The following is a 25,634-nucleotide window of genomic DNA, read 5'->3' on the forward strand; positions in this document are numbered from 1 at the left end:
TCCTCGTGTCGGTGGTGCTGGCGTCGGTGGTGGTGGCGCTGTCGGCGGGGGTCACTGGCAGGCCTCGCACGACTCGGGGTTCTCCAGCGAGCAGGCCAGCGCCTCCGCGTCAACCACGACGGCGGGCGCGACAGCGCTGACGGTGGCCTGCTGGATCCGCGTCGCGGGGCGCGAACGCAGGTAGTAGGTGGTCTTCAGGCCGGCCTTCCAGGCGTACAGGTACATCGAGGAGAGCTTGCCGATGGTCGGCGCGGCCAGGAACAGGTTCAGCGACTGGGACTGGTCGATGAACGGGGCGCGGGCGGCGGCCAGGTCGATCAGCGCCCGCTGCGGCAGCTCCCACGCGGTGCGGAACAGCTCCCGTACGCCGGCCGGCAGCTCGGCGATGTCCTGCACCGACCCCTCCGCCCGCTTGATCGCCGAACGGATCCGCTCGGTCCACAGACCGCGGGCCTTCAGCTCGCGTACCAGAGCGGTGTTGACCTGGAGGAACTCCCCCGACAGAGTCTCGCGCTTGAACAGGTTGGACACCTGCGGCTCGATGCACTCGTAGCACCCGGCGATCGAGGCGATGGTCGCTGTCGGCGCGACCGCCACGAGCAGCGAGTTGCGCAGCCCGTACGCCTCGACCCGCTCACGCAGCGCGTCCCACCGCGCGGTCTGCGTACCCTCGACACCCCACAGGTCGGGCTGGAGCTGTCCCCGCGCGGCCCGGGTCTGCGGGTACGCCGGATGCGCGCCGAAGTCGCGCGCGAGGTCGGCGGAGGTCTCCAGCGCGGTCAGGTACAGCTCCTCGCTGATCAGGGTGGACAGCTCCCGCGCGGCCGGCGAGTCGAACGGCAGCCGTAGCGCGAAGAAGACGTCCTGGAGGCCCATCAGCCCGAGTCCGACCGGCCGCCACCGGGGGTTGCTCGCCGCCGCCTGCGCGGTCGGGTAGTAGTTGATGTCGATGACCCGGTCGAGGAAGGTCACCGCGGTCCGCACCGTGGCGCGCAGCCGCTCCCAGTCGATGCCGCCGTCGGTGAGGTGGGCGGCGAGGTTCACCGAGCCGAGGTTGCACACGGCGGTCTCGGTGTCACTGGACACCTCGACGATCTCGGTGCAGAGGTTCGACAGGTGCACCACGTTGCCCGGCTCGGCGGTCTGGTTGCAGAGTCGGTTGGCGGCGTCCTTGAAGGTCATCCATCCGTTGCCGGTCTGGGCGAGGGTCCGCATCATCTTCCCGTACAGCTCCCGTGCCGGGACCTGCCGCACGTAGCGACAGTGCGCCTCGGCCTCCCGGTACGCGGCGTCGAACCGCTCCCCCCACAGGTCGGGCAGCTCGGGCACCTCGTGCGGGTCGAACAGCGACCACAGCTCGTCGGCCTCGACCCGGCGCATGAACTCGTCCGGGATCCAGTTGGCCAGGTTGAGGTTGTGGGTGCGCCGGGCGTCCTCGCCGGTGTTGTCCCGCAGTTGCAGGAACTCCTCGATGTCCGGGTGCCACGGCTCCAGATAGACGCAGGCCGCGCCCTTGCGCCGGCCACCCTGGTTCACCGCGGCGACGCTCGCGTCCAGCGTGCGCAGCCACGGCACGATCCCGTTGGACTGCCCGTTCGTGCCCCGGATCAGCGCACCCCGGGAACGGACCCGGGAGTACGCGATGCCGATGCCACCGGCGAACTTGGACAGGTTGGCGACCTGGGCGTACCGCTGGTAGATCGAGTCCAGCTCGTCGAGCGGGGAGTCGACCAGGTAGCAGGAGGACATCTGGGTGTGCCGGGTGCCGGAGTTGAACAAGGTCGGTGAGCTGGGCAGGTAGGCCAGGCTGGACATCAGCCGGTAGAAGTCGACCGCCTCGTCGGCCGTCCGGGACAGTCCGCAGGCCACCCGCAGCAGCCAGTACTGGGGGGTCTCCAGCACCAGTCGGCTGGTGGGGTGGCGCAGCAGGTAGCGGTCGTACACGGTGCGCAGGCCGAAGTACTCGAACCGGCGGTCGCCGTCCGGGTCGATGGCGTGGTCGAGGGTCGCGGCGTGCGCGGCGACGAACGCGGCGGTGTCGTCACCGATCAGGCCCTCGGCGTGGCCGACCCGGATCGCCGCGCTGAACGAGGTGATGCCCTGTCGACGCACCTCCTTGTCGACGTAACCGGCCAGCAGCCGCGCGGCGAGGCGCGAGTACTGCGGCTCCTCACCGATCATCTCGGCCGCGGTCTGGATGGACAGCCGGTCCAGTTCGGCAGTGGTCGCGCCGTCGTAGAGGCCGCTGATGGTGCGGGTGGCCACCCGCATCGGGTCGACGTCGGTCAGGTCGTCGGCCCACCGTTCAACCGCTCGGACGATCTTGTTCACGTCCACGGGTTCGGTGCCGCCGTCGCGCTTGCGGACCTGCATCGGCGTCCGCCGCACTGTCGCGTCGCCGCTGGTCGGGACTACCTCGGTGACTGTCACCACTCGCTCCTCGGAGTTCGAGACCTGGTGGCCCGGACGCGAGGAGACAGACACCAACGGACGCCACGCCAGCCCGGCGTGGGTCAGGGGGCGTCAGCCGTCCCACGCGGCCTCGGACCGCCGCCCACCCGGGTACGGGTACGCGGCGCGCTGGCAGGTCTTCGGACTCGCGGGCACGACCGGTGTCGCCGGTCTCCTACTGGCCGTCGCTTCCCAGGCCGATTGGTGGCCCAGTGCTGTTGACGGCGGTCGTTCCCACTCACCGCTGCGGGACAGTCCCGGATTTCCACCGGGTTCCCTGTTGCCTCGACCACCCCGGATGAGCGGCCGAACCAGCTGCGCTCGACACCATATATAGGGACGCAGCCGTTGTCACACCCCACATGTCGTTCTCGGGCGTGTCGGCACCGACTCGGTGACCACCGTCACCACCCCGGCCGGCCACGCCACGCCGACCGACGCCCGGCACCGGAGACGGGCTCTCCGGGCGGGTGTCGACAGTCGACAGAGATTTGACGTATCGAGGCCAGGGTGGCGCAGGCCGCACTCATACGCCACCGTCAATGCCCCGTGATGGGATGGAACATCCAATCTCCACGGACCGCCACTCCCGCCACCTTCACCCGTCAACCGGCACGATGGGCGGCGAGGCGGATCGGCACGGCGAGGCAAACATCATATGTCTGTGGGCCTGCGATGATCGACATCGTTGACGCGCCGGAGCGGCCCTCCGTATACTCCCAGTGATCATCTGATCTTTAGCCTAGCCGGGCGAGGAGCGCATGCCGCAGATCACCGCCGTCACCGTCGAAGACGTCCGCTTCCCCACCTCCCTGACCGCTGACGGGTCAGACGCCATGAACAAGGACGGCGACTACTCGGCGGCCTACGTCGTCCTGCACACCGACGGCGTCGACGGCGTGGGCGCGCCACTCGCGGGGCACGGCCTGACCTTCACCATCGGTCGAGGCAACGACATCGTCGCGGCGGCGGCAGTCCACCAGGCACAGCTTCTGGTGGGCCTGGACGTGGCGACGATGGCAGCGGACATGGGCGCGGTCTACCGCCTCCTCACCTCCGACTCGCAACTGCGCTGGCTCGGCCCCGAGAAGGGCGTCGTCCACCTGTCCCTGGCCGCCGTGCTGAACGCGTCGTGGGACCTGGTCGCCCGGCTCGCCGACAAGCCGCTGTGGCGGCTGCTCGTCGACATGTCCGCCGAGCAACTCGTCGACATCGCGGACCTGCGCTACCTCTCCGACGCGCTGACCCGTGACGAGGCACTGGCCATCCTGCGGGCCAAGGAGGGCACGAAGGCCGCCCGCCTCGCCGAGCTCGACCGGACCGGCTACCCCGCCTACACCACATCCGCGGGTTGGCTCGGCTACGGCGACGACAAGCTGCGCCGGCTCTGTCAGGAAGCGGTGGACACCGGCTACGGCTACGTCAAGCTCAAGGTGGGCGCCAACCTCGACGACGACATCCGCCGATGCGCGATCGCGCGGGAGATCCTCGGGCCGGATCGCAACCTGATGATCGACGCCAACCAGGTGTGGGACGTCGGTCAGGCCATCGAGTGGGTCACCGCCCTCGCCCAGTTCACGCCACTGTGGATCGAGGAGCCGACCAGCCCCGACGACATCCTGGGCCACGCGGCCGTCCGCCGCGCCGTCGCGCCGATCGGCGTCGCCACCGGCGAACACTGCCACAACCGGGTGATGTTCAAGCAGCTGTTCCAGGCCGAGGCCATCGACTTCTGCCAGCTCGACACCGGCAGGTTGGCCAGCATCAACGAGATCGTCGCCGTGCTGCTGCTCGCCGCGAAGTTCGACGTCCCGGTGTGCCCGCACGCCGGCGGTGTCGGGCTGTGCGAGATGGTCCAACACGTGTCGGTGCTCGACTACGTCGCGATCTCGGGGGACCTCACCAACCGGGTCACCGAGTTCGTCGACCACCTGCACGAGCACTTCACCGATCCCTGCATCATCCGGGACACCGGTTCCGGCAGCGGATACGTCCTGCCCAGCCAGCCCGGCTACTCCACCCGGATGCGTCAGGAGTCGGTGGCGCTCTACCGGTTTCCCGACGGCCACTACTGGGCGGCGACAGACCCGACTACCGTGTCATCTCCGGAGGCGGCGTACGTGATCGCGGGTGGGAAGGCCACCCCCGCCGGCCGCTAGGGGGGTCGGTCATGTCTCGCACTGACGAAGTGGTCAACGGCATCAAGCGGATGATCCTCGAAGGGCAGTTCAGGCCCGGGGACCGGTTGCCCATCGAGAAGGACCTCGCCGAGCAGCTCGGTGTCTCGCGGGGGTCCCTGCGCGAGGGGATGTCAGCCCTGTCGATCCTCGGCATCGTCAACATCCGCCAGGGCGACGGCACCTACGTCACCAACCTCGACGCGCCACAACTGCTGGCCCCGATGGGTTTCGTGGTGGACTTCCAGGGCCAGGGCGACCCCCGCCACATCCACACCGTTCGCCGTCTGCTGGAGTGCGAGGCCGCCTGCCTGGCGGCGACCAGGATCACCGACGAGGCCCTGACCCAGGCGGGTGACCTGCTCGACGAGGCGGCCCGGTTGATCGGCCAGTCACCGCCGGACCACGAGCGGATCATGGAGATCGACATCGCCTTCCACCGGATCATCGCGGTGCACGCCGAGAATCCGGTGCTGGTCGGCCTGATCGAAGCCTTCGCCGGGCGCACCATCCGTGGCCGGCTCTGGCGGAGTCTGCACGAGGAGGGCGCGGACCTGCGGACCCATGACGAACACGTGGCGATCCTGAAGGCCCTCGTGGCGCGCGACCCGGAGCGGGCGCGCACCCGGATGGCCAACCACCTGATCGGCGTGGAGGAGTCGTTGCAGGGGTTACCCGACGACGCTGACGCCAGCATCGAGACGGCCCGGTCGTGACGGCCGATCCTCACGGCTGCACGTCGAGCAGCCCCTCGTCGTACAACGCCGTCCAGAGCTGATCCGGGACGTCGACAGCAGATCGACGCAGGGTTTCGGTCACCTGGGCCTCGTCACGCATGCCGACCACCGTCGAGACCACGGCCGGGTGACGACGGACGAACGCCAACGCCGCCTGGGGCAGCGTGACGCCGTACATCTGACAGACCCGCGCTATCCGGCGGGCCTGATCGATCACCTCTGCCGGCGCCTGCTGGTAGTCGTAGACGGCGTCGGTCGGCGGCATGTCCCGGGCCAGCAGCCCGGAGTTGTAGACGCCGGCGACCACCACGCCGACGTGGCGGGCCTGCGCGAGGGGCAGCAGGTCGGTCAGGGCGCCCTGCTCCAGCAGGGTGTACCGGCCGGCGCACATCACCACGTCCACGTCGGTCTCCGCCACGAAGCGGGCCAGCATCGCGGACTGGTTCATCCCGGCCCCGACGGCACCGATCACGCCCTGTTCCCGCAGCTCCACCAATGCCGGGATCGCCTCGCGCGTGGCCTGCTCCCAGTGCTCGTCCGGGTCATGCAGATACACCACGTCGATCCGGTCCAGGCCGGTGCGCCGGAGGCTGGCCTCCAGGGAACGGTGTACGCCGTCGCGGCTGAAGTCCCAGACCCGGCGATGGTCGGCGGGAACGTCGAACCCCTCCGGATCACGCCGGTGCGCCGTCTCCGGTGACGGCACGAGCAGCCGGCCGACCTTCGTTGAGACCACGTACTCGCCGCGCGGGCGGGAGCGCAGGGCCGCGCCCAGGCGCCGTTCGGACAGGCCCAGCCCGTAGTGCGGTGCCGTGTCGAAGTATCGGACGCCGCCTGCCCACGCGGTGTCCACCGCGGCGGCGAACTGCTCGTCCGACGTCGCGCGGTAGAGATTGCCGCCCTGGGAGGCGCCGAAGCCCAGTGGACTCAGCCGCAGCGGCGAACCGACGCCGCTGCGGGTCGTCGGACGGGCGGGATCGCGCGCGCCCCGCTGGACGACAGCCGTCACCGCTCGTCCCGATCCACGTTGGTGCTGCCGGTCATCGCCGCGACCAGATCGTCGGTGGTGACCTCGTCGGCGCGGAGTTGGGCGGCGCGCCGACCGAGGCGCAGGACCTCGACCCGGTCGGCGATCTCGAGCACCTGCGGCATGTTGTGGCTCACCAGCACCACCGACATGCCGGCGTCACGGGCACGCCGAACGACGTCGAGCACCCGCCCGGTCTGGACCACACCCAGGGCCGCGGTGGGCTCGTCGAGGATGACCACGTTGGTTGCCCAGATGATGGCGCGGGCCACCGCCACGCACTGCCGCTGCCCACCTGAGAGCATCGCGATCGGGGTCGTGACCCGGGGGATCCGTACGCCGAGTTCGTCGAGGGCGGCGGCGGCGCCGTGGCGCATGGCGCGCTTGTCCAGCAGCCCGAGCCGGCCGAGCGGTCCGGAGCGGAGGATCTCCCGGCCGAGATACAGGTTGGCGGCCACGCTGAGGTCGTCGGCGACGGCGAGGTCCTGGTAGACCGTCTCCACTCCCGCCCGTCGGGCATCGACCGGAGTGGAGAACTGGACCGGGCGGCCGCCGACCCGGATCTCGCCCTCATCGGGTGGGTGCACACCGGACAGGGTCTTGATCAGGGTGCTCTTGCCGGCGCCGTTGTCACCGATCAGCGCGACGACCTCACCTCGACGGACCGTGAAGTCGGCGCCACGCAACGCCTCCACATGCCCGAATCGCTTGACGATGCCGCGGGCTTCGAGGACCGGCGGTTCCGCGTCGGTGGGTTGCTGATGGCTGTCCGCGGTGGCAGTGGGGATCGCGCCCATCACTGCACCGGCGGGTTGGCGCAGCTGGGCTCGAGCACCGCCTTGATCTCCGCCGAGTCGATGTTCTCCTTGGTGACGAACGTGACGCCGGTGTCGGCCGACGCCAGCGGCGCCTTGTCCCGAAGGTGCTTGACCATCTTGTCGACGCCGAAGTAGCCCATCTTGAACGGGTTCTGCACGACCAGCGCGGAGATCTGGCCGTTGCGCACCCCGGCGATCTCGTCCGGGGCCGCGTCCCAGCCGATGATGACCACCTTGCCGGACTTGCCGGCGGCCTGGATGGCCTGGGCGGCACCGAGCACGCTCGGCTCGTTGGCCGCGAAGACGCCGGCGAGCTTGGGGTTGGCGGTGAGGATGTTCTCGGTGACCCGTCGGGCCTCGTTGACGTCACTGCGGCTCGGCTGCTGGCCGACCAGCTTCAGGTTGGGGTACTGGGCGAGACCGGCCTTGAAGCCGTCGACCCGCTCGGTGTTGGTCTGCGATCCGGGCTGGAACTCGACGAGCGCCACCTCGTGGTTGCCGGGGCCGAGTTCGGTGGCGAGCAGCTTCGCCGCCTCGGTCGCCGACGCGCGGTTGTCGGTGGCGAAGAGGGGCACGTTCGACGGCTGCGGGCTGGTGCCGGAGTCGATCATGGCGACCGGGATGTTGGCGCTGAGTGCCTTGTCGGTCGCCGGTGCCAGCGCGCTGGAGTCGGTCGCCGCGTAGACGATGCCGTCGACCTTCTTGGTGACGAAGTTCTGGATCAGGTTGACCTGGCCCTCGACGTCGGTCTCGGTGGTCACCCCGTCCCACTGGACGGTGACGTCCCCGGCGCGCTGCGCGGCGCACTCGGCGCCCGCCTTGACCGTGTTCCAGTAGTCGGCCCCGACCGCCTTGGGTACGACGGCGAGCTTCAACGGGCCGCTCGCGTCCTTGGTCGCGCCGTCGCCGCCGTCACGGACCTCGACCCCGCCGCAGGCGCTGAGCAGGGCGGTCGCCGCGGCTGCGGCCAGGATCGCCTGCGTGCGCAGGAGTCGTCCTCGCGTCCGCCGGCTGGTGGTGGTGTGTGCCATGGTGTGTGTCCTTCCTCGTTCGGACTCTCGGAATGGCATGTCAACCCCGTGATTCCAGCCGCCGGCGGCGGTACTGGTCGAAGTAGACGGCGGCCCAGATGATCACGCCGACGATCACCTGCTGGTAGTGGATGCTGATGTCGAGCAGGACGGCGCCGTTGCGGACCAGGGCGATGAGGAACGCGCCGATGATGGTCCCGACGATCCGGCCCTGCCCGCCGAACAGGCTGGCCCCGCCGATGACGGCGGCGGCGATGACGTCGAGTTCCAGCGAGATCCCGTAGTTGGGCTGGCCGGAGTTGACCCGGGACGCGGCGATCATGCCGCCCAGCCCGACCAGCACGCCGGCCAGCACGTACACCCCGGTCAGGTGCCGCCCGACCCGGATGCCGGAGCGGCGGGCCGCCTCCAGATTGGAGCCCATCGCGTAGGTGTACTGACCGAAGCGGGTCTGGGAGAGCAGGAAGGCGACCCCGACGGCGACCAGGACGGTGATCACCACGGCGAACGGAATGCCGAGGATCTGCCCGTTGCCGAGCAGTTGGAAGGACCGGGGAAGGCCGTAGACGCCGACCGCTCCGGTGATGATGAAGACCAGGCCCCGACCCACGGACATCGTCCCCAGCGTCGCGATGAACGGCGGAATCCGGGCAACCGTCACCAGCAGGCCGTTCAACAGCCCGGCCAGTGCGCCGACGCCGATCGCGACCGCCGTCGCCGCCCAGAGCGAGAAGCCGAGGTCGCGCACGACCATCGCGCCCAACACGCCGGCGAGCGCGGCGACGGACCCCACGGACAGGTCGATGCCCTTTGTGATGATGACCATCGTCTGGGCCGTGGCGATGATGGCGATCACCGCCGTCTGGGCGCCGATGTTGAAGAGGTTGTCCGCTGTGAGGAAGTAGGGACTCGCGAAGGTCAAGGCGATGAACAGGACGACCAGCGCGGTCGCGGCGGTGAACTCGGAGACGGCGTGGGAGATCCGTTCCCGGAACCAGTCGCTGAGTTCGCCGCGCTGCGTGCCGGCGGTTGCCTCGGCGCTACTCATCGTCGGACCTGACCTCCCCAAGCGCGGCGCCGGCGTCCGACGGGGACCCGCCGACGAGCCGAACGCCTGTGAGCGACCGACCCCGCTCGGACGGTGGTGCGGCTAGATGGCCACACATCCCTTGGAGATAGGTCGGATGTTTCCCACGATCAGGCGTTACCATGCCACGCATTCACGTATGTTGCCAAGGTCTTGCGAGCATGTTTTGCCATCGTTACTTGCACCGCCGAAGGCATACGTCCGACCACATCGACATCGCTGCCGCCGTCAGCGTGTTATCGATAACATGCTATGTCCCCAGTTGGGAAGGCGCTGCCGTCTCAGAACGGGGCCAGCCGGTAGACCCGGCTGGCGGTCTGACGCCAGATCGCGGTCCGCTCGTCGTCGGACAGCGGGTCCAGCAGGTCATTGAGGACTGTGACCCAGCGGGTGTACGAGGTGGCGAGCAGGCACACCGGCCAGTCCGAGCCGAACATCAGCCGATCCGGGCCGAACACGTCCAGGGCGTGCTCGACTGCGGGCCGCAGGTCGGCAGCCGTCCAGGGCTGGCCGTCCACCTCGGTCACCAGGCCGGAGAGCTTCGCCGTCGTGTTGGGCTCGGCCGCGAGGGCCAGCAGGTCGCGCTGCCAGTCACCGAGATCGGCGCGCCCGAGCGGGGGCTTGCCGAGGTGGTCCAGGACGAACCGCACCTGGGGCAGGTCGCGGACGAGCCGGGCGGCCGCCGGCAGCTGATGATGGCGCACCAGGAGGTCGAAGGCGAGGCCGGCGGCACCGACCGCGGCGATGCCGTGCCGCACGTCGGGGCGGTCGAGATAGGTCGGGTCGGGTTCGGACTGGACCAGGTGGCGGATCCCGACCAGCCGTTCGCCGCCGCGGGCCCTGCGTAGCCGGGCGAGGCGACGGTCGACATCGGCGGCGGTGAGGTCGACCCAGCCGACGACCCCGGCGATGAGGGGGTCGTCGGCCGCGATGCCGAGCAGCTCGGGCGTCTCCGACCGAACGGCGACGGACTGGACGACCACGGTCTGGGTGACCCCGGCGGCCCGGGTTGCCGGGGCGAGCTCGACCGGCGTGAAGTCGTCGTCGATCGCGGCCATGGTGTGCGGGTCGATCCAGGGCTGTGGGTGCCGCGCCCGGACCCAGAGGTGATGATGCGCGTCGACAATGCCCTGTCGTCGCGCAACCTCGCCGGTCGTCACCGGCCCCGTCCTGGTGTGTTCGTCCACTCTGCACCCCGCCCCGCCGCTGATCGAAACCCTCCGGGTCGACCCGGAGCCACAGAGCCGATCTGGCAGGTTGACCATGTTAGCGGTAACAGAGTGTTCACGAGTCGCGGAACGCGCGCTACGACCGGCTTGCGGCAGTGTCGCCTTTTGGTCTGACGAATCCGCCGGCACCCTGCGGCTCGGTCGGCTCGTTGACCGAGCGATGGGTGCCGCGTTCGGTGCCCGGGGTCCGGGTTGACCGCCCGAGGCGGCACCGCTACCGTCGACCCACTATCTGCGGCGACGCGAGGGAAGCCGGTGTGAATCCGGCGCGGTCGCGCCACTGTGAGCGGTCCCCAACCACAACTGGGGCCGCGAGCCAGGACGCTCGGTCGTCCGCAGCCTTGCGATGGGGACGCGTCATCCCTGGGGAGGTTCGTGTATTCATGTCTAGCTCCGCTTCCAGCCAGCCGGTGGTGCACCCCGCTGGCAGTGCGCGTCTGATGTGGACGGCTCTGGCGACCGTTGCCGTGCTCACCCTGCTGGCGTACCTCGTCGCCTTCGACCAGGGGGCGGTGTCGCGCAGCGGGATGTACCTGCACGAGCTGATGCACGACGGCCGGCACCTGCTGGGCGTCCCGTGCCACTGAACACCACCGCCGCTCCCCCGTTCCTCGCCGTCCTCGTCCGCGGGCTGCTGGCCGGCCTGATCGCCGGCCTGCTGGCCGGGGCGTTCGCGTACGTCGCTGGCGAACCGCACGTCGAGGCAGCCATCGCCATCGAGGAGGCGGCGACGCACGCCGAGCCCGCCGCCGGTGCGCACGATCACGAGGACGCCCTGGTCGGCCGGTCGGGTCAGCGCGGCGGTCTGTTCCTGGCCACCAGCCTGTTCGGGGCCGCGATGGGTGGCCTGCTGGCCACGGCGTACGTCCTGCTGTCCCGGCGGCGTCGCGGCGACGACGACGGGCGGTCGGGTCTGCTGCTGGCCGGCGGGGCGCTGCTCGGCGCGGTGATCGTGCCGTTCGTCAAGTACCCGGCGAACCCGCCGGCGGTCGGCGACCCGGCCACCATCAACCAACGGACCGTCACCTACCTGTTGATGGTGGTGCTCGGGCTGGTGGCCGTGTGGGCCGGCTCGCTGGGCTACCGGTCGGTCGGTGCCCAGGCGCCGACGTGGCTGCGCGCCGCCGGGGCCACGGGCGGGTTCCTGCTGGTCACGGCAGTGTCGTACGTGGTGATGCCGTCCTTCCAGGAGGTTCCGGCGGACTTCCCGGCGACCCTGCTGTGGAGTTTCCGACTGGCCTCGCTCGGCACCCAGGTCGTGCTCTGGACCGGCATCGGCCTGCTGTTCGCGGCCCTGATGCACCACGAGCGGCGTCGCCGGGCCGGCACCGCACTGCCGAGCACGTGACCGGCACCAGCCTTCGGCTGGTCGCCCACGGTCACACCGCCGCTCTGCGCCGGGCCCGCTTCGGCGGCGCCGACGACGGCCTGGACGAGGGTGGCCTGCGTGCCGCACTCGCCCAGGCCCAGGCGGGCGCAGACCGGCGCGGGCCCCTCGGCGTCAACGCCACCTGCCTGTCCAGCCCCGCGGTGGCCGCCCGACAGACCGCCGACGCCTTCGGCCTGCTGCCGACGATCGAGACCGCGTTGGCCGACTGTGACTACGGGGACTGGTCCGGACGGTCGCTGGAGGAGATCGCTGAATCGCAGCCGCAGGCGCTGCACGACTGGCTGTCCGCACCGGGGTCCGCGCCGCACGGCGGTGAGTCCGTCACGGCCGTGCGGGATCGGGTCGGCAGCTGGCTGGACGAGCAGCAGGAAGCCGGTGGACGCGTCATCGCGGTCACCCACCCACTGGTGATCCGGATCGCGGTGGTGCACGCCCTCGGTCTTCCGATGGCGACGTACCGGCAGGTGGACGTGGAGGCCCTGGCCGTCGTCCGGCTCACCAGCCAGGGCGCGCGCTGGCAGCTCCGACTGGGCGCGCCGCGAGCAGGTTGAGGTCGAACCGAACGGCGCAGGCCGTGGCCACCAGGAGTGGACACGGCCTGCGCTCGTTCGGCGACTGTCAGCCGCCTGCTCAGTGATGCCGGTGGGGCAGGTGCAGCTCGACCGGCTCGGGCGGAAGGTCGTCGACACCGGCGGCGACGGCCTGTTCGTGACGGCGACGCGCCGAGGGCAGGGCCAGTGCCGCGAAGACGGCCAGGACCGCGACGCCCGCGCACACCCAGAAGCCGGCGGTGAACGCCGCGTCGGTGGGCAGCCCCTGCGGGGTGCTGTTCGACGTGATGACGGCCGCCACGACCGCCGCGCCGATGCTGCTGCCGATGGTGCGGGCGATGGTGTTGACGCCGCTCGCCTCGCCGGTCTGCCCCGCCGGGACGCTCTCGATGATGGCGTTGGACATCGCCGCGAACGCCAGGCCGATGCCGGCGCCGGTGAGCACCCCGGAGAGCAGCACCTGCCAGGTCGCGCCGTGCGCGAGAGCCGGCAGCGCGAATGCGACGACGACCGCGACAGTGCCGAGGAACATCGGAACCTTGGGACCGAAGCGACGGTCCAGCAGGCCCGCGAGGGGACCGAAGACCACCATCATCAGGACGGTGGGCAGCAGGAACAGGCCCGCCTGGGACACCGTCTTGCCGAACCCGTACCCGGTGGCGGCGGGAAGTTGCAGCAGGGTCGGCACCAGCACGAACGTCCCGAACATCGCGAAGCCGAGGATCAGGGCGACGAGGTCGGTGGCCCAGACACCGCGAATCCGCATCAGGCGCATGTCGATGAGCGGCTCGCGTACGCGTAGCTCGACCCGGACGAACACCACCATCGCGACCGCGCCGAGCAGGAACAGGCCGATGGTCTTCGGCTCGGTCCAGCCCCAGCCCTGCCCCTTGCTCACGGCCAGCAGCAGCGAGACCAGCGAGACCGACAGGATGGCCGCGCCGAGCATGTCGAGCCGCCCGGGCGTGCGGACCCGCGACTCGGGCATTCCGAAGATGGCTCCGAGCAGCGCGACGACGACGAGGACCAGCGGCAGCCAGAACAGCCAGTGCCACGACAGGTGCTCCACGATCGGGCCCGCGGCCACGATGCCGACACCGGCGCCGACCCCGAAGATCGCCGACAGCAGGCCGACGGTGACGCCGACCTTCTCCCGGGGCAGTTGGTCGCGGACGATGCCGATCGACAACGGCAGGATCGCTCCGGCGGCTCCCTGGAGCGCCCGCGCGACGATCAGCACTGTCAGGTTGGGGGCCAGGGCGGCGAGCAGGGTGCCCGCGGCCAGGGCCGCGAGGACGCCGATGAGGACCCGACGCTTGCCGATCATGTCACCGAGACGTCCGAGAATGGGCGTCAGCACCGAGGCGGCCAACAGGTACGCCGTGAGCACCCAGCTGATGTCTCCGGTCGAGACGCCCAGGTCCCTTCCGATGGTCGACAGCGCGGGCGCCACCAGCGACTGGAGCACCGCGAACGCCAGGCCGCCCAGCGACAGGTACAGCACCAGAAGGGTGCTGTTGGCGCGCGGGGCGGCGCCGGGCGCGGAGCCGAGGCGGGTCGGCTCCTCGATGGTGTGGGTCATGGAATCCCCGAACTAGATGTAAACGTTTGCTGACTTAGCCAGTATGCGCAGCCTGGGACCCATGTCAACAGTCGTTTACGTCACCCTCGGACCGCGCCGGACGTTGCGGTCGACGGAAAGTCAACATATGTTTACTTACTAGGCACCGACGCCGAGCCAGAGCGACAGAGAGGACGCGTCGTGACAGCAGAACCGCCTGTCCCCGCGACCAGCAACACCGCCGGCGAACCGGCCCAGCGTCGCCGTCGGGACGCGGCCGAGACCCGGCAGTTGCTGCTCGACGCCGCTCGCCAACGCTTCGCCCGGGACGGCTACGCGGCCACCACTGTCCGGGACATCGCCGACGACGCGGGCGTCAACGTGGCGCTCATCAGCCGCTACTTCACGTCCAAGGAAGGCCTGTTCGAGGCGTGCCTGCGGGCGGCCGGCGACGAGCTGCGCCGAACCACCGGCCAGACGCCGGCCGACCGGGTGCCCGAGGCCATCGCCCGGCACATCGCCGACCTCGGCGCGGCAGGCCTGTCGAGCCAGCTGTCACTGCTGTTGCGATCGTCCGGAGACGCGGGGGCCGACGAGATCCGGCGCGGCGTGCTGGTCCGTTCCAGTGAACAACTGGCGGCGGCTCGCGGGTGGCGTCCGGGCGAACCGGACAGCGAACAGCTCCTGCTCCGCGCCCAGATGGCCCTCGCCGCCGGCATCGGAGTCGCGGTGCTGCGATCGTCGATCCGGCTGGAACCGCTGAGTTCCGCCACCGAACAGGATCTGGTCGGGCCCCTGCGCGACCTGGTCGACGCGCTGCTGCCACCGCGCTGAGCCCGACTGGGCGCTCGGCTGGGCCTCAGCCCACGCGGGTGTGGACCAGTGCGGCGGCGCGACCCAGGGCGGACTTCTCGACGGCGGACAGCGCGGGGTCGACCCGGCGCAGACCCACCGCACGCCGTAGTTGGCTGGCCCGGGGCGACTCGGCGCGTCGTTGAAAGGCATTGAGGCCGTCCCGAGCAAGATCGGCGAGCTGCGGGTCCGGACCGACCGCCACCTCGGCGAGGATGAGAGCGGTCATGGCCACGTCCAGGTCGGCCGGCCCCTCGGTCGCATTGCGCCAATCGATGACCACCGGCCCGCGCGAGGTCACCATGACGTTCTGTGGGTGCAGGTCGAGGTGCAGGACGCGGTCCGACGGGTCGGCGCTGACCCGGGCCGGCAGGGTGTGGAGGCGGTCGTGCAGGCCCACGAGCAGGTCGGCGGCCGCGCCGATGCCGGTGCGCCCGGTGAGCATCGACACCAGGAGAGTCTCGCCGTCGAGTCGTTCGAGCACCAGGTCGGGCCCATGGGCGTCGTACACCACGGGCACCGGGTAGCCGGCGGCCGCGACGTACGCCATCAACGCCGCCTCGGGCGCGCTGTCCCCGCCCTGGCGGTAGCGGCGCAGCACCCGCGACTCGTCGAGCGCGTAGACGTCGGCGTCGCGCCCTGAGGCGAGCAGCGCGTGATCGGCCATGGCAGACGACGCTAACAGTGGGTTGCGCGACGAGCGCGTGGGGCGGGCCGTGATCACGGCCCGCCCCACGCGGCTGTACTGTCCCCGGCTCGGTGCTAGCCGGTGACGGTGAACGGTCGGGAGACCTTCGTCGCCGACGTGGCGCCGTTCAGCGTGACGCTGGTCGCGCCCGCCTTCGCCGCACCCGGAACGCTGACCGTCGCGCCGGAGATGACGCCGTCACCGTTCGCGCGCACGGTGCTGACCGCCAGTCCGGTCCCGAAGGCGATAGTGACCACCTCGTTCGGCGCGAATCCGGAACCGTCGACCATGATCGACGTGCCGCGCGGGCCCGAGGTCGTCAACAGCGCCACCCGCGGCTGGTAGGTCCGCGCCTCCGGCTCCCCGGTCACCTGGACGGTGGCCGTGGCCGGCGTACGCGAGGACGCGCCCGTCGCGGTGACGGCGTACCGGCCGGGTTGTGCGTCACCGGAGGTCGGCACCGAGGCGCGGACCGTTCCCGACGCGGAGGCCGCGACCTTCATGGTCCGGCCCGGGTCGGTGCCGACGCTGACTGTCACCTGCTCACCGGCGGCGAAGCCGCTGCCGTTGACGGTGATCGCGCCACCGGTGGTGACGGTGCCGGCCGCGGACAGCGCGATCGCCGGCTGCGATCCGCTCCGAGCCACGGTCACGGTGAAGGACCCGGTGCTGCTCGACAGCGTGTCCCACGCGGTGACGCGCACCGTGTAGGTGCCCTCCCGCGCGTAGGTGTGCTGGCCGCTCATCGCGCCGGACGCGCCGATCGTGACGTCGTCCGGAACCGTGCCGTCACCCCACTGGACGCGGGCGCGGTAGCCCGTCGTACCGGGAACGCCGCCGGTCACCGCACCGAGGTTCGCCGCGAGGGCCTGCCCGGCGGTGGCCGTCTGGTTCTTCGGGGCGTCGGTCGTCAGCGCCGGGGCGGGCGTGCCGTCGTTGGCCACGGCGAACACATGGATCCGACCCGCCGAGCGAGGGTCACCGGTCTGCGTCGGCAGAGTCACCGACACCAGCGTCCTGCCCGCCGGAATCTGGTACGGCGCGGTGGCGAAGAGGAACGGCTGGGCGCCGTCGCGGCTCGTGCCCTGCAACCGGTACGCCGTCCGGGCGACGATGACGTTGCCGTAGGACGGGGTGCCGTTGGCGTTGCCGCCCAGCGTCCAGTCGCTCAACTGGATCGGAATGCTGGCCGTGCTGCCGTCGCTGAACGTCGCCGTGCCGGTGGTGCTCTGGTTGCCCTGCGTTCCGGCGCCGATGAACGAGATGCTCTTCGCGTCCTGCGGGAGGTCGAGGACGATGGTCGCCCCGTTGCCGGTGGCGTTGTCCGGCTGCCCGGCCGGGATCACCGGCACTGTGAACCGCAGCGCCGTTCCGGGAACCTGCAGCGGCTGGCCCTGGGTCACACCACCGGCCGCCAGGGCGGCCCGCGAGTACGCCCACGACTTGGCGTCACAGTCCGCCGCCAGGACCCCTTCGTCGCCGACGCAGACGCTGTCGAACGCGGCGGTGAGACCGGAGGCCGGGGCGTACGCCACCTCGACGCCGACCGTCGCGGAGCTCTGGCTTTCGCCGTCGGTCACCGTGACGTTCGCCTGGTGGTAGCCGGGTGTGGCGTAGGTGTGCGATCCGGCGATGCGGTAGACGGCCCGCGAGCTCAACGTCACGGTACCCGCGGTGACCGGCGTGCCGTCACCCCAGTCGATGGTGGCCTGGTAGCCGCTGGCGTCGCCGCCGGTGACGGTGGCCAGCGGCACCGAGACGGGTACGCCGGTGGTCGCGTGCACGCCGTCCGCTGCGGTGACCGTGATGTCGCCGCCCCCGAGGTCGAGGTCACCTCCGGCGAGCAGCTCGACCTCGGCGAGGTTGGTCTGCGCGGCGCCGACGGTCTTCATGACGGCGAGGCGGAACTGGGCGAACCGTCCCGGCTTGTCGATCGAGTACGGGCGGGTCTGGTTGCGCCACGGGAACACCTGGGCGGTGCGGGAGTCCACTGTGGTCCAGGTGAGGCCGTCGTTGGAGCCCTGCAGACGCCAGTCCGCCGGATCGCCGGCACCGGCCCCGGACGTCACCGTGTAGTACTTCGGCTTCTGCTTGCCACCACGGAAGGCCCAGGTGATCTGCGGGGTCGCCGAGGTGAAGGTCAGCTGCGTGGTCGACGAGTCGTCGAACAGCTTCGACGCGTCCTGACCGCCGGTCGCGGTCGCGGTGCCGAGACCGGGGCCGGTGACGTCCTGCAACGGCTTCGGCGCCTCGTCACCCTTGGTCAGCGACGGCGGCGCGTCGTTCTTGCCGCTGCCCCAGGACGACGGCTTGGAGCCCATCTGGAAGTCGATGGTGCCGCCCTTGGCGAGCGTCGCGACGTCCACTGACAGGCCGCGCTGCTTCTTGCCGTTGACCGTCACGCCCTGCACGTAGACGTTCGCCGTGCTGTTGTTCGGCGCGTTGACGACGATGTCGCCGCTGCTGCGGTGCACGGTCATCCGGGTGAACTGCGGGGAGCCGATCGCCCACTCGGACGACCCGGCCTGCAACGGGTAGATACCCAGCGAGCTGAGGATGTACCACGACGACATCTCGCCGTTGTCCTCGTCGCCCAGGTAGCCCTGGCCGATCTCACTGCCGACGTAGAGACGGCGCAGGATCTCCCGTACCGTCTCCTGGGTCCTGGCCGGCGCGCCCGCGACGTTGTACATGTACGGGATGTGGTGCGACGGCTGGTTGCTCATGCCGAGCTGACCCATCCGCACCGCGCGTGCTTCGAGCATCTCGTGGATGACGCCGCCGTACCCACCGGGGCGGTCGGCGTTCTCCGGGGTGGTGAAGAACGCGTCGAGCTTGTCCCGCAGCGCCTTCTGTCCGCCGTACAGGTTGATCAGGCCCTGGCCGTCCTGCTGGGCGGTGAACGCGAAGTTCCACCCGTTGGTCTCGGTGTAGACGCCACCCCAGTCCAGCGGGTCACCGGCGAGGAAGTTGCCGGCGGCGTCGCGGCCCTGGAAGAGCTTGGTCTTCGGGTCGAAGAGGTGGACGTAGTTGCGGGCCCGCTCCAGGAAGTACCGCGATTCCTCCTTGAGACGGGCGCGCTCCGACTTCGGCGTGGCCGGGTCCTTGGCGAGCGCCGCACCCATGTTGCCGATGCCGAAGTCGTTGATGTAGCCCTCCAGCGCCCAGGACACCGACTCTCCGGTGGACGTCGGCGTGTAGCCGAGGAACAGGGAGCTCTCGATGCCCTTGCGCCCGACCGCGCTGCGCCCGGACGCGACGGTCGCGTCCTTGACGGCCGCGTCGTACGCCGCGAGCGGGTCGGGCAGCTTGACCCCGGTGAGGTACGCCTGGGCCAGCGCCACGTTCGCGCTGGTGCCGGTCATCAGGTCGGCGTATCCGGGGGACGACCAGCGGGCGATCCAGCCGCCGTCGCGGTAGTGCTGGACGAACCCGTCGGAGATCTTCGCGGCGACGTCCGGGTACAGCAGCGCGTAGGCGGGCCACACGGTGCGGTAGGTGTCCCAGAAGCCGTTGTTGACGTAGATCTGCCCGTCGACGATTTTCGCGCCGGTCCGGGTGGGGGTCGACGCGCCGGTCGGCGCCGAGACCGGGCTGGCGTACTGCCAGCGCGGCGCGGCGGCGGTGCCGGTGTTCTCCGACTGCGAGTTCGGATAGAGGTTCAGCCGGTACAGGTTCGAGTACATGGTGACCAACTGCGACTCGTTGGCGCCCCGCACCTCGACCCGCCCGAGCCGGTCCTTCCACGCGGCCGTCGCGGCGGCGTGGATCTGGTCGAAGCTCTTGCCGGTGACTTCCAGATCGAGGTTACGGCGCGCCTGGTCGACGGAGAGGAACGACGTGGCGAGACGCATCGTCACCTCCCGCGAGCCGGAGATGTCGAAGGTGGCCGAGGTCGCGGCGGACGCCGTCGGCGCCCGGTCGAAGGCGCCGGAGACGAACATCCGGCTACGACCGGCCGACAGGCCGCTTCCGTTGTCGACCCAACCGGTGAACGTGCCGTCCGTGCCGATGGTGAACGTGCCGTTGTGGAAGACGAGGCTCCCGGTCTGCTGCCCGGTGGGGAAGGTGAACCGCATGATCCCGGCGTGGTCGGTGGGCGACATCTCCGCGACCAGGCCGTTCTGGAGCCTGACCCGGTAGAGGTCCGGCTGCGCCGTCTCGTCGTCGTGGCTGAAGGCGAGCGCACGGCCGGCGGGCTGACCGGTGAGCGGCCCGCCACCGACGACCGGCATGACGGACATCTGGTTGCGGTCACCCATCCAGGGGCTGGGCTCGTGGGAGATCGCGAGGCCCTGGAGCATGGGCAGGTTGGCCTCGTTGTTGATCCGGTGGTACTCGTACTCCCAGGAGTCGGAGGTCGCGTCGGTCACCGGGGTGAAGAAGTTGAACCCGTTCGGCACGGCGGTGATCGGCAGGTTGTTGCCGCGCGAGAAGCCGCCCGTCGAGTTGGTGCCCCGTCGGGTGTCGACGTAGTTGGTCAGCTTCGAGCCGTCGATCGACGCCGGTGTGGCCGTCAGCTCGATGTCGTCGAGCCAACCCTGGAACCGGGTCTCCCCGGTGGCCTGCGGATTGTCGTACGCGAGCAGGATGCGGTCGATCGTCTTGCCGCGCGCGACCGTGCCCAGGTCGGCCTGCACCAGGTTCCACTGGTCGGCGAAGAGCACCTTCGAGGCGCCCTGACCGGCGCCGGTGAGCGGGTAGCCGTGCTGGTCGGCGGGCGAGCGACCACTCAGGTAACTGCCGTCGGTGAAGTGCAGGTCGACGGCGGCGTAGGTGGACGGGTACCGGCCGTCCCCGTTGGTGAACTCGGGGAAGATCTTGTACGACAGCCGGGTCTTCGGCCCGACCGGGATGGTGACGTCGAAGAGCTTGTTTGTCGCGTACGACCGGCCGTTGCCCTCGGCGCCGCCGGAGTAGCGCAGCGCGGCCAGTCCGGTGAACCCGACGTCCGGCTTCGTGGTGTAGCCGCCGTTCGGGCCGGCGGTCGCCTCGCTGACCATGGGGGTGGCCGGCGGGCGGACGTCCGAGCCGTCGCTGATGTTCCAGTCGGCGAGCTGCACGAGCGAGTCACCGGAGTTCGCGGTGATGTTGAGCCGGTAGAAGCCGTAGGCGTTCGGGTTGGTGAAGCTGTACGTGTTGGTGGCGAAGCGCCCGCTGAACTTCTCGCCGGCGCGCTTGTCCAGGTCGGTCCAGGTGCTGCCGTCGTTCGACCCCTGGACGACGAAGTCCCGGGGGTCGCGGGTCGGTGCGTCATTGGCCGCGGTCAGCGAGTAGCGGACCACCGTCGCCGGCTTGGCGAGCTGGTAGGTCACCCAGCCGCTGGACGCGAACACGAGCCACTTGGTCGACGGATCGTCGTCCTTGAGGTTCGCGGCGATCTCTCGCGGCTGGTTCTCGTCGCTTGCGGTCACGGCGCTGACCTGGCCGAGCAGGCTGCCGGGCAGCGTGGAGACCTTGCCGCTCAGGTTGGCCTGGACCGGCTTTCCGTTCGGGCCGACCTCCACGGTGCTGGTGGCGGGCTGCGGGTCGGCGGACTCGAACGAGGAGGTGAAGTTGCCCGGCGGTGCGGGGGTGGGGGCGGCGTTCGCCAGGGGCGCGGCGACGAGCAGGCCAAGCGGTAGCAGGGCGGCTGTCGTCGCCGCGATCAGGCGGGGTGAGAGAGGGCGCGCAAGGGGGGTGTGCGACATGAGGGACGGAGCCTTTCGACTCGAACCGGGTCGAGTACGTCGAACGTCTGGGCAGAGTGGAGCGGGTGGTGGGTCGGGGGGCCCTGACATCGTTGTCATTGGACTTCGTGAACAACGAGGATCGGGGCGGTGGACTGCCGCTGATAGTTCCGGGCGCAGCACGGCCGTGTCAACGGGCTGATCGCGCCGAAACGGCCGGGACCCCCACCGAGGCCCGGCCGCCGATGCGCCGGGCCTCGACTCCGTCCAGGACGTAAGCCGAGGCCCGGCCACGGATCAGCAGTAGAGGTTGGCTCCGGCGGACACCCCGAGGATGCCGACGAACTGCTGGTACCTGGTGACGCGGCTCTGCACCTGGGCGGGGTTTCCGCCGTTGCACTCGATCGAGCCGTTGATGCTGCGGATCGTCTGACCGAACCCGGCGCCGTTGACCATCGCATTGTGGGCGGTCATGGTGCCCGGCCCGTTCTGGGTCATCCAGTACCAGATACCGGTCTTCCAGGCCACCGCGGCGTCGGTCTGCACCAGCCACGGGTTGGTCAGCAGCGGCAGGTTGAGGGCGTTGCCAGCGGCGTTGTAGTTGAAGTTCCAACTGAGCTGGATCGGCCCCCGCCCGTAGTAGGCGGCCTGCCCGGCGGGGCAGCCGTACGGCTGGCCGGGGTCGCAGTAGTGCGGGTAGTTCGCTGTGTTCTGCTCGACGATGTGCACGAGCCCGCCGGTCTCGTGGTAGACGTTCGCCAGGAAGGCCGCGGCCTCCTGGCGCTGAACGGTGGCACTGCCGGTGCGCGCGAACGCCGGGTAGGCGCTGAGCGCGGCGACGAGCCCGGAGTACGTGTAGAAGGAGTTGCGACCCGGGAACATCTGGTTGAACTGGGCCTCGGTGACCACGAAGCCACCCGGGTTGGTGGGAGGCGGGGTGGTCGGTGGCTGACCGCCACAGGTGTAGGGCTCCCAGTACCAGGTGCTGACGACGGGGTCGTACCCCGGATTGTCGTGCTCGGCGATGTAGTAGGAACCGTTGGTGTACCGCACGATCGCTCCGGCGGCGTACCAGGTCCCGGCGGCCCAGTTCGGGTAGGTGCAGGTCCCACCGGTGGGCGGCGTGGTGCCCCCGCCGCACGCGCCGAGGTCCTCCCAGACGCCGGTCGTGCCCGGCGGCGCCTCGTTCTGGGTCCACCACTTCGCCCGGTAGTTGCGGCCGTTGTGGGAGACCTGGGCGTCTCCCCAGTAGACGGCCGAGGCCTGCCACGATGCCGAGCAGGCCGCCGCCGAGGCGGCGGTGGCCGGGATGACCGCAACCAGCCCACCGGCGACGATCAGTGCCGCCAGCGCGACCAGCGCGCGCAGTCTCGTCATGTGCTCACTCCTCTCAGGGACCTCACTGGCCGAAACCCCAGCGGATATCGACCGAAGTGACTGTAACACCTTCTGTTCACAGTCTTTACTATTAGATGTGCGGACGCGACGGTGGGCCCGGAGATCGACGATCGATAGTTCCGGCCACTTTCCGGATCATGCGACGGGTAGACCCATCGATTGATCGGATCGAGGCGGCGTGCGGGCACCGCCCCGGCCGAAGGCACGCCTGCACCAACCGCCGGGCAGCTTCCTGCGTTGTTCCGAGGATGTTCCGGAACTTGTTGACGCGTTGGAATTCTCGCTGTAATACTCCGATCCACTGAGGTCAATGCGATCGGCTTCGTTGCGGTTTCCGCTCCACCTACCCACTCATCCACACCTGTCCGGACTGTGCTGCCCACCCCCGGGCGCGTCCGGGCCTGCGCGAAGGGGCACCAGATGAGCAGGCTCTTCCCCCGCACGGCCCTGTGGTCCAGGCGGTTGCGCGCGGCGCTCGCCGTCCTGGCCACCGCCGTCGCCATGTGCGGCGTCGTCCTCGCGGCCACCTCCACCCCGTCGAACGCCGCCGCCTGCAACGGCTACGTCGGCCTCACCTTCGACGACGGTCCGACCGGCAGCACCAGCGCGCTGCTGAACGTGCTGCGCACCAACGGCGTACGGGCCACCATGTTCAACGTCGGGCAGAACGTCCAGAACAACCGGTCGGCCGCGCAGGCACAGGTGGCCGCCGGCATGTGGGTGGCCAACCACAGCTGGAACCACGCCCACATGACCTCGATGAGCCAGGCTCAGATGCAGTCGGACCTCTCCCAGACCAGCTCGGCGATCCAGTCGGCCACCGGCAGCCGACCGGTGCTGTTCCGGCCGCCGTACGGCGAGACCAACTCCACGTTGCAGTCCGTCGCGTCGTCACTGGGCATGCGCCAGGTGATCTGGGACGTGGACTCCCAGGACTGGAACGGCGCCAGCGTCAGCCAGATCGTGGCCAACGCGAGCCGACTCCAGGCCGGTCAGGTCATCCTGATGCACGACGGGATCCAGAACACCCGCGACGCCATCGGACAGATCATGGCCAACCTGACCAGCCGCAACCTGTGCCCCGGCATGATCTCGCCGTCCACCGGCCGCGCCGTCGCGCCGGACGGCACCACCCCGCCGCCCACCACCACCCCGCCGCCCTCCGGCGGCACCTGCACCGCGACCGCCACGACCCCCAACGTCTGGGGCGACCGGTACAACACGTCGGTGACGGTCAGCGGCGCCAGCACGTGGACGGTGGTCGTTGCCATCACCTCGCCGCAGCGGGTCACCACGATCTGGAACGGCACCGCCACCTGGGACAGCAGCGGCACAGTCATGACCATGCGGTCCAACGGCAGCGGCAACACCTTCGGCTTCACCACGATGACCAACGGCAACAGCAGCGCCCGCCCACAGATCCGCTCCTGCACCTCGGGTTGACATCGCCCAGGTTGAGACGTGCGCGGTGGGTGCGCCCGGCACCCACCGCGCACCTGCCTGCCCGCCGCACGTGGCCACTAGCCTGCACTGATGCGACACACCCTCACGCCCGGGGACGACAGCCTGCACGGCCACTTCTCCCCCGACTTCCCGCCGGTGCTCACCATCGACCCCGGCGACACCGTCACCTATCGCACCCTGGACTGTTGGTGGTCCGCCGGCCCGTACCCCGGGGGACCGAACCGGGACCGCCCCCGGGTCGCACAGCACCGGCCCGACCACGGACACGCGTTGATCGGTCCGGTCGCGGTCCGCGGTGCGCGCGCTGGCCAGACCCTCGCGGTACGCATCGACGCGGTCGTCCCGGGCAGTTGGGGAACCACAGTGGCCGGCGGCTGGCCGAGTGGGTTCAACCAGCGCTACGGCGTGCAGGACCAACCGGTGGTGCACGCCTGGGCGCTGGACCCGGTGACGATGACCGGCCGCAACCAGCACGGCCACACGATCGCGCTGCGGCCCTTCATGGGAGTGCTCGGCATGCCACCCGCGGAGCCGGGGCTTCACTCGACGATCCCACCGCGCCCCTGGGGCGGCAACCTGGACTGTCGGGACCTCACCGCCGGCAGCACCCTCCTACTGCCGATCCCGGTGGACGACGCGCTGTTCTCCGTCGGCGACGGGCACGCCGCACAGGGTGACGGCGAGGTCGGCGGCACCGCGATCGAATGTCCGATGGACGAGGTGACGCTGACCTTCGACGTACGCGACGACTTTCCGGTCACCGGCCCGGTGGCCCGTACCCCCGACGCGTGGCTGACCCTGGGCGTCGGCGCCTCCCTCGACGACGCCACGTTCACCGCGCTGGACTCGATGCTGACAGTGATGCAGCGGCTGCATGGGCTCAGCCGCGCGGACGCGGTGGCGCTGGCCAGCATCGCGGTCGACGTGCGGGTGACGCAGATCGTCAACCAGAGCGTCGGCGCGCACGCGGTGCTCCGCGACGACGCGCTGCGCTGGCCAGATCAGTGACTGACGATGCCACCGCGAAGCCCTCGGGACACAGCCCAGGGCGGGCCAGTGCCATCGCCAGAGGGGAGCGTGTCGGCTAACGGTCAGTGCGGGCTGCTTTCACGTTGTTGAATCTAATCTGACTCCGGGTTTTCACAACCGACGAGGAGGCACAGTGCCGGTCACGATCGAGTCAAAGGAAGACGCCGGTGCCGCGCTGGAGCGGGTGGGATTCCTACAGCAGCAGGTGGACGCCGGACAGATCGACCCCGCATCGGCCGGGCCGGAAATCGTCGATACCCTCAACGCCGTCGTCAGCTTTTTCGTCCTCATCGGTGCCACCGGGAATCTCTACACAGCGCTCGTCGAGCCACTGATGCAGTGGAACATCTACTCGGTGTCACTGAAGTTCCTGCGAGGGCCGGAGACTCCCGAGACGCAGAGCGCCCGGGAGCTGTTCGAGATGATATCCACCTTCTATCACAAGTGGGAGGTCCTCAAAACGGAGTAACGGCGG

General features: G+C 70.1%; 19 protein-coding genes and 2 riboswitches. Of the genes, 9 read left to right on the forward strand and 10 right to left on the reverse strand.

What is annotated here, in order from left to right; translation table 11 throughout:
* Positions 1–51: 51 nt before the first annotated feature.
* Positions 52–2,373: a ribonucleoside-diphosphate reductase subunit alpha gene (locus tag MED15_RS33010; protein WP_244220663.1), complete on the reverse strand. Its 2,322-nt coding sequence runs from the start codon at positions 2,371–2,373 to the stop codon at positions 52–54.
* Positions 2,374–2,565: 192 nt separating this feature from the next.
* A riboswitch (cobalamin riboswitch) is annotated at positions 2,566–2,782 on the reverse strand.
* Positions 2,783–3,212: 430 nt separating this feature from the next.
* Between MED15_RS33010 and MED15_RS33015 the strand changes: the two genes are divergently transcribed.
* Both MED15_RS33015 and MED15_RS33020 read left to right on the forward strand, forming a co-directional pair.
* The gene (locus tag MED15_RS33015) at positions 3,213–4,610 is read left to right on the forward strand and encodes an enolase C-terminal domain-like protein (protein WP_112602554.1); all 1,398 of its coding nucleotides are present in this window, start codon (positions 3,213–3,215) and stop codon (positions 4,608–4,610) included.
* Between the two features lie 11 nt (positions 4,611–4,621).
* Positions 4,622–5,344 (forward strand): FadR/GntR family transcriptional regulator, encoded by a 723-nt coding sequence (locus MED15_RS33020; RefSeq protein WP_112589820.1) that lies wholly within the window; start codon positions 4,622–4,624, stop codon positions 5,342–5,344.
* A gap of 10 nt (positions 5,345–5,354) precedes the next feature.
* Here the strand turns inward: MED15_RS33020 and MED15_RS33025 are convergent, their stop codons facing one another.
* The 5 genes from MED15_RS33025 to MED15_RS33045 form a co-directional block, all read right to left on the reverse strand.
* The gene (locus MED15_RS33025; RefSeq protein ID WP_244220660.1) at positions 5,355–6,374 is read right to left on the reverse strand and encodes an aldo/keto reductase; all 1,020 of its coding nucleotides are present in this window, start codon (positions 6,372–6,374) and stop codon (positions 5,355–5,357) included.
* Positions 6,371–7,189 (reverse strand): ATP-binding cassette domain-containing protein, encoded by an 819-nt coding sequence (locus MED15_RS33030; protein ID WP_112589823.1) that lies wholly within the window; start codon positions 7,187–7,189, stop codon positions 6,371–6,373. The genes MED15_RS33025 and MED15_RS33030 overlap by 4 nt, the downstream gene beginning before the upstream one ends.
* Entirely contained in the window at positions 7,189–8,241 is a 1,053-nt protein-coding gene (locus MED15_RS33035) for an ABC transporter substrate-binding protein (protein WP_112589826.1), read from the reverse strand. The genes MED15_RS33030 and MED15_RS33035 overlap by 1 nt, the downstream gene beginning before the upstream one ends.
* A 40-nt stretch (positions 8,242–8,281) precedes the next feature.
* Positions 8,282–9,289, reverse strand: a complete 1,008-nt coding sequence (locus MED15_RS33040) for an ABC transporter permease (protein ID WP_091406814.1) — start codon at positions 9,287–9,289, stop codon at positions 8,282–8,284.
* Positions 9,290–9,609: 320 nt separating this feature from the next.
* Positions 9,610–10,488: an amidohydrolase family protein gene (locus MED15_RS33045; RefSeq protein ID WP_244220661.1), complete on the reverse strand. Its 879-nt coding sequence runs from the start codon at positions 10,486–10,488 to the stop codon at positions 9,610–9,612.
* 273 nt (positions 10,489–10,761) lie between these two features.
* A riboswitch (cobalamin riboswitch) is annotated at positions 10,762–10,905 on the forward strand.
* A gap of 35 nt (positions 10,906–10,940) precedes the next feature.
* Between MED15_RS33045 and MED15_RS33050 the strand changes: the two genes are divergently transcribed.
* From MED15_RS33050 to MED15_RS33060, 3 genes are read left to right on the forward strand one after another with little or no spacing between them, the layout of a single operon-like run.
* On the forward strand, positions 10,941–11,144 hold the full coding sequence (locus MED15_RS33050; protein ID WP_112589832.1) for a CbtB domain-containing protein: 204 nt from the start codon (positions 10,941–10,943) through the stop codon (positions 11,142–11,144).
* The gene (locus MED15_RS33055; RefSeq protein ID WP_112589835.1) at positions 11,135–11,905 is read left to right on the forward strand and encodes a CbtA family protein; all 771 of its coding nucleotides are present in this window, start codon (positions 11,135–11,137) and stop codon (positions 11,903–11,905) included. Before MED15_RS33050 ends, MED15_RS33055 begins: the two co-directional genes overlap by 10 nt.
* On the forward strand, positions 11,902–12,498 hold the full coding sequence (locus MED15_RS33060) for a histidine phosphatase family protein (RefSeq protein WP_208646764.1): 597 nt from the start codon (positions 11,902–11,904) through the stop codon (positions 12,496–12,498). The genes MED15_RS33055 and MED15_RS33060 overlap by 4 nt, the downstream gene beginning before the upstream one ends.
* 79 nt (positions 12,499–12,577) lie before the next feature.
* Here the strand turns inward: MED15_RS33060 and MED15_RS33065 are convergent, their stop codons facing one another.
* Positions 12,578–14,080, reverse strand: coding sequence for an MFS transporter (locus MED15_RS33065; protein WP_112602558.1), 1,503 nt, complete (start codon positions 14,078–14,080; stop codon positions 12,578–12,580).
* A 180-nt stretch (positions 14,081–14,260) separates the two neighbouring features.
* Between MED15_RS33065 and MED15_RS33070 the strand changes: the two genes are divergently transcribed.
* The gene (locus MED15_RS33070; RefSeq protein ID WP_225854949.1) at positions 14,261–14,893 is read left to right on the forward strand and encodes a TetR family transcriptional regulator; all 633 of its coding nucleotides are present in this window, start codon (positions 14,261–14,263) and stop codon (positions 14,891–14,893) included.
* A gap of 25 nt (positions 14,894–14,918) precedes the next feature.
* Here the strand turns inward: MED15_RS33070 and MED15_RS33075 are convergent, their stop codons facing one another.
* From MED15_RS33075 to MED15_RS33085, 3 genes are all read right to left on the reverse strand, one after another.
* Entirely contained in the window at positions 14,919–15,578 is a 660-nt protein-coding gene (locus MED15_RS33075; protein WP_112737886.1) for a phosphotransferase, read from the reverse strand.
* A 95-nt stretch (positions 15,579–15,673) separates the two neighbouring features.
* Positions 15,674–21,289, reverse strand: coding sequence for a GH92 family glycosyl hydrolase (locus MED15_RS33080; RefSeq protein ID WP_112737888.1), 5,616 nt, complete (start codon positions 21,287–21,289; stop codon positions 15,674–15,676).
* Positions 21,290–21,565: 276 nt separating this feature from the next.
* Complete coding sequence (locus tag MED15_RS33085; RefSeq protein WP_112737890.1) at positions 21,566–22,645, reverse strand: glycoside hydrolase family 19 protein; 1,080 nt, start codon at positions 22,643–22,645, stop codon at positions 21,566–21,568.
* Between the two features lie 441 nt (positions 22,646–23,086).
* On the opposite strand from MED15_RS33085, the gene MED15_RS33090 reads away from it, so the two are divergent.
* The 3 genes from MED15_RS33090 (at position 23,087) to MED15_RS33100 (ending at position 25,628) form a co-directional block, all read left to right on the forward strand.
* Positions 23,087–24,109, forward strand: coding sequence for a polysaccharide deacetylase family protein (locus MED15_RS33090; protein ID WP_112697745.1), 1,023 nt, complete (start codon positions 23,087–23,089; stop codon positions 24,107–24,109).
* Between the two features lie 90 nt (positions 24,110–24,199).
* Entirely contained in the window at positions 24,200–25,138 is a 939-nt protein-coding gene (locus MED15_RS33095) for an acetamidase/formamidase family protein (RefSeq protein WP_112730954.1), read from the forward strand.
* Between the two features lie 154 nt (positions 25,139–25,292).
* Entirely contained in the window at positions 25,293–25,628 is a 336-nt protein-coding gene (locus MED15_RS33100) for a hypothetical protein (protein WP_112584506.1), read from the forward strand.
* The last annotated feature ends 6 nt before the right edge of the window (positions 25,629–25,634 follow it).

Source organism: Micromonospora noduli, assembly GCF_003264475.1.
In the GTDB taxonomy this organism is placed as follows: domain Bacteria; phylum Actinomycetota; class Actinomycetes; order Mycobacteriales; family Micromonosporaceae; genus Micromonospora; species Micromonospora noduli.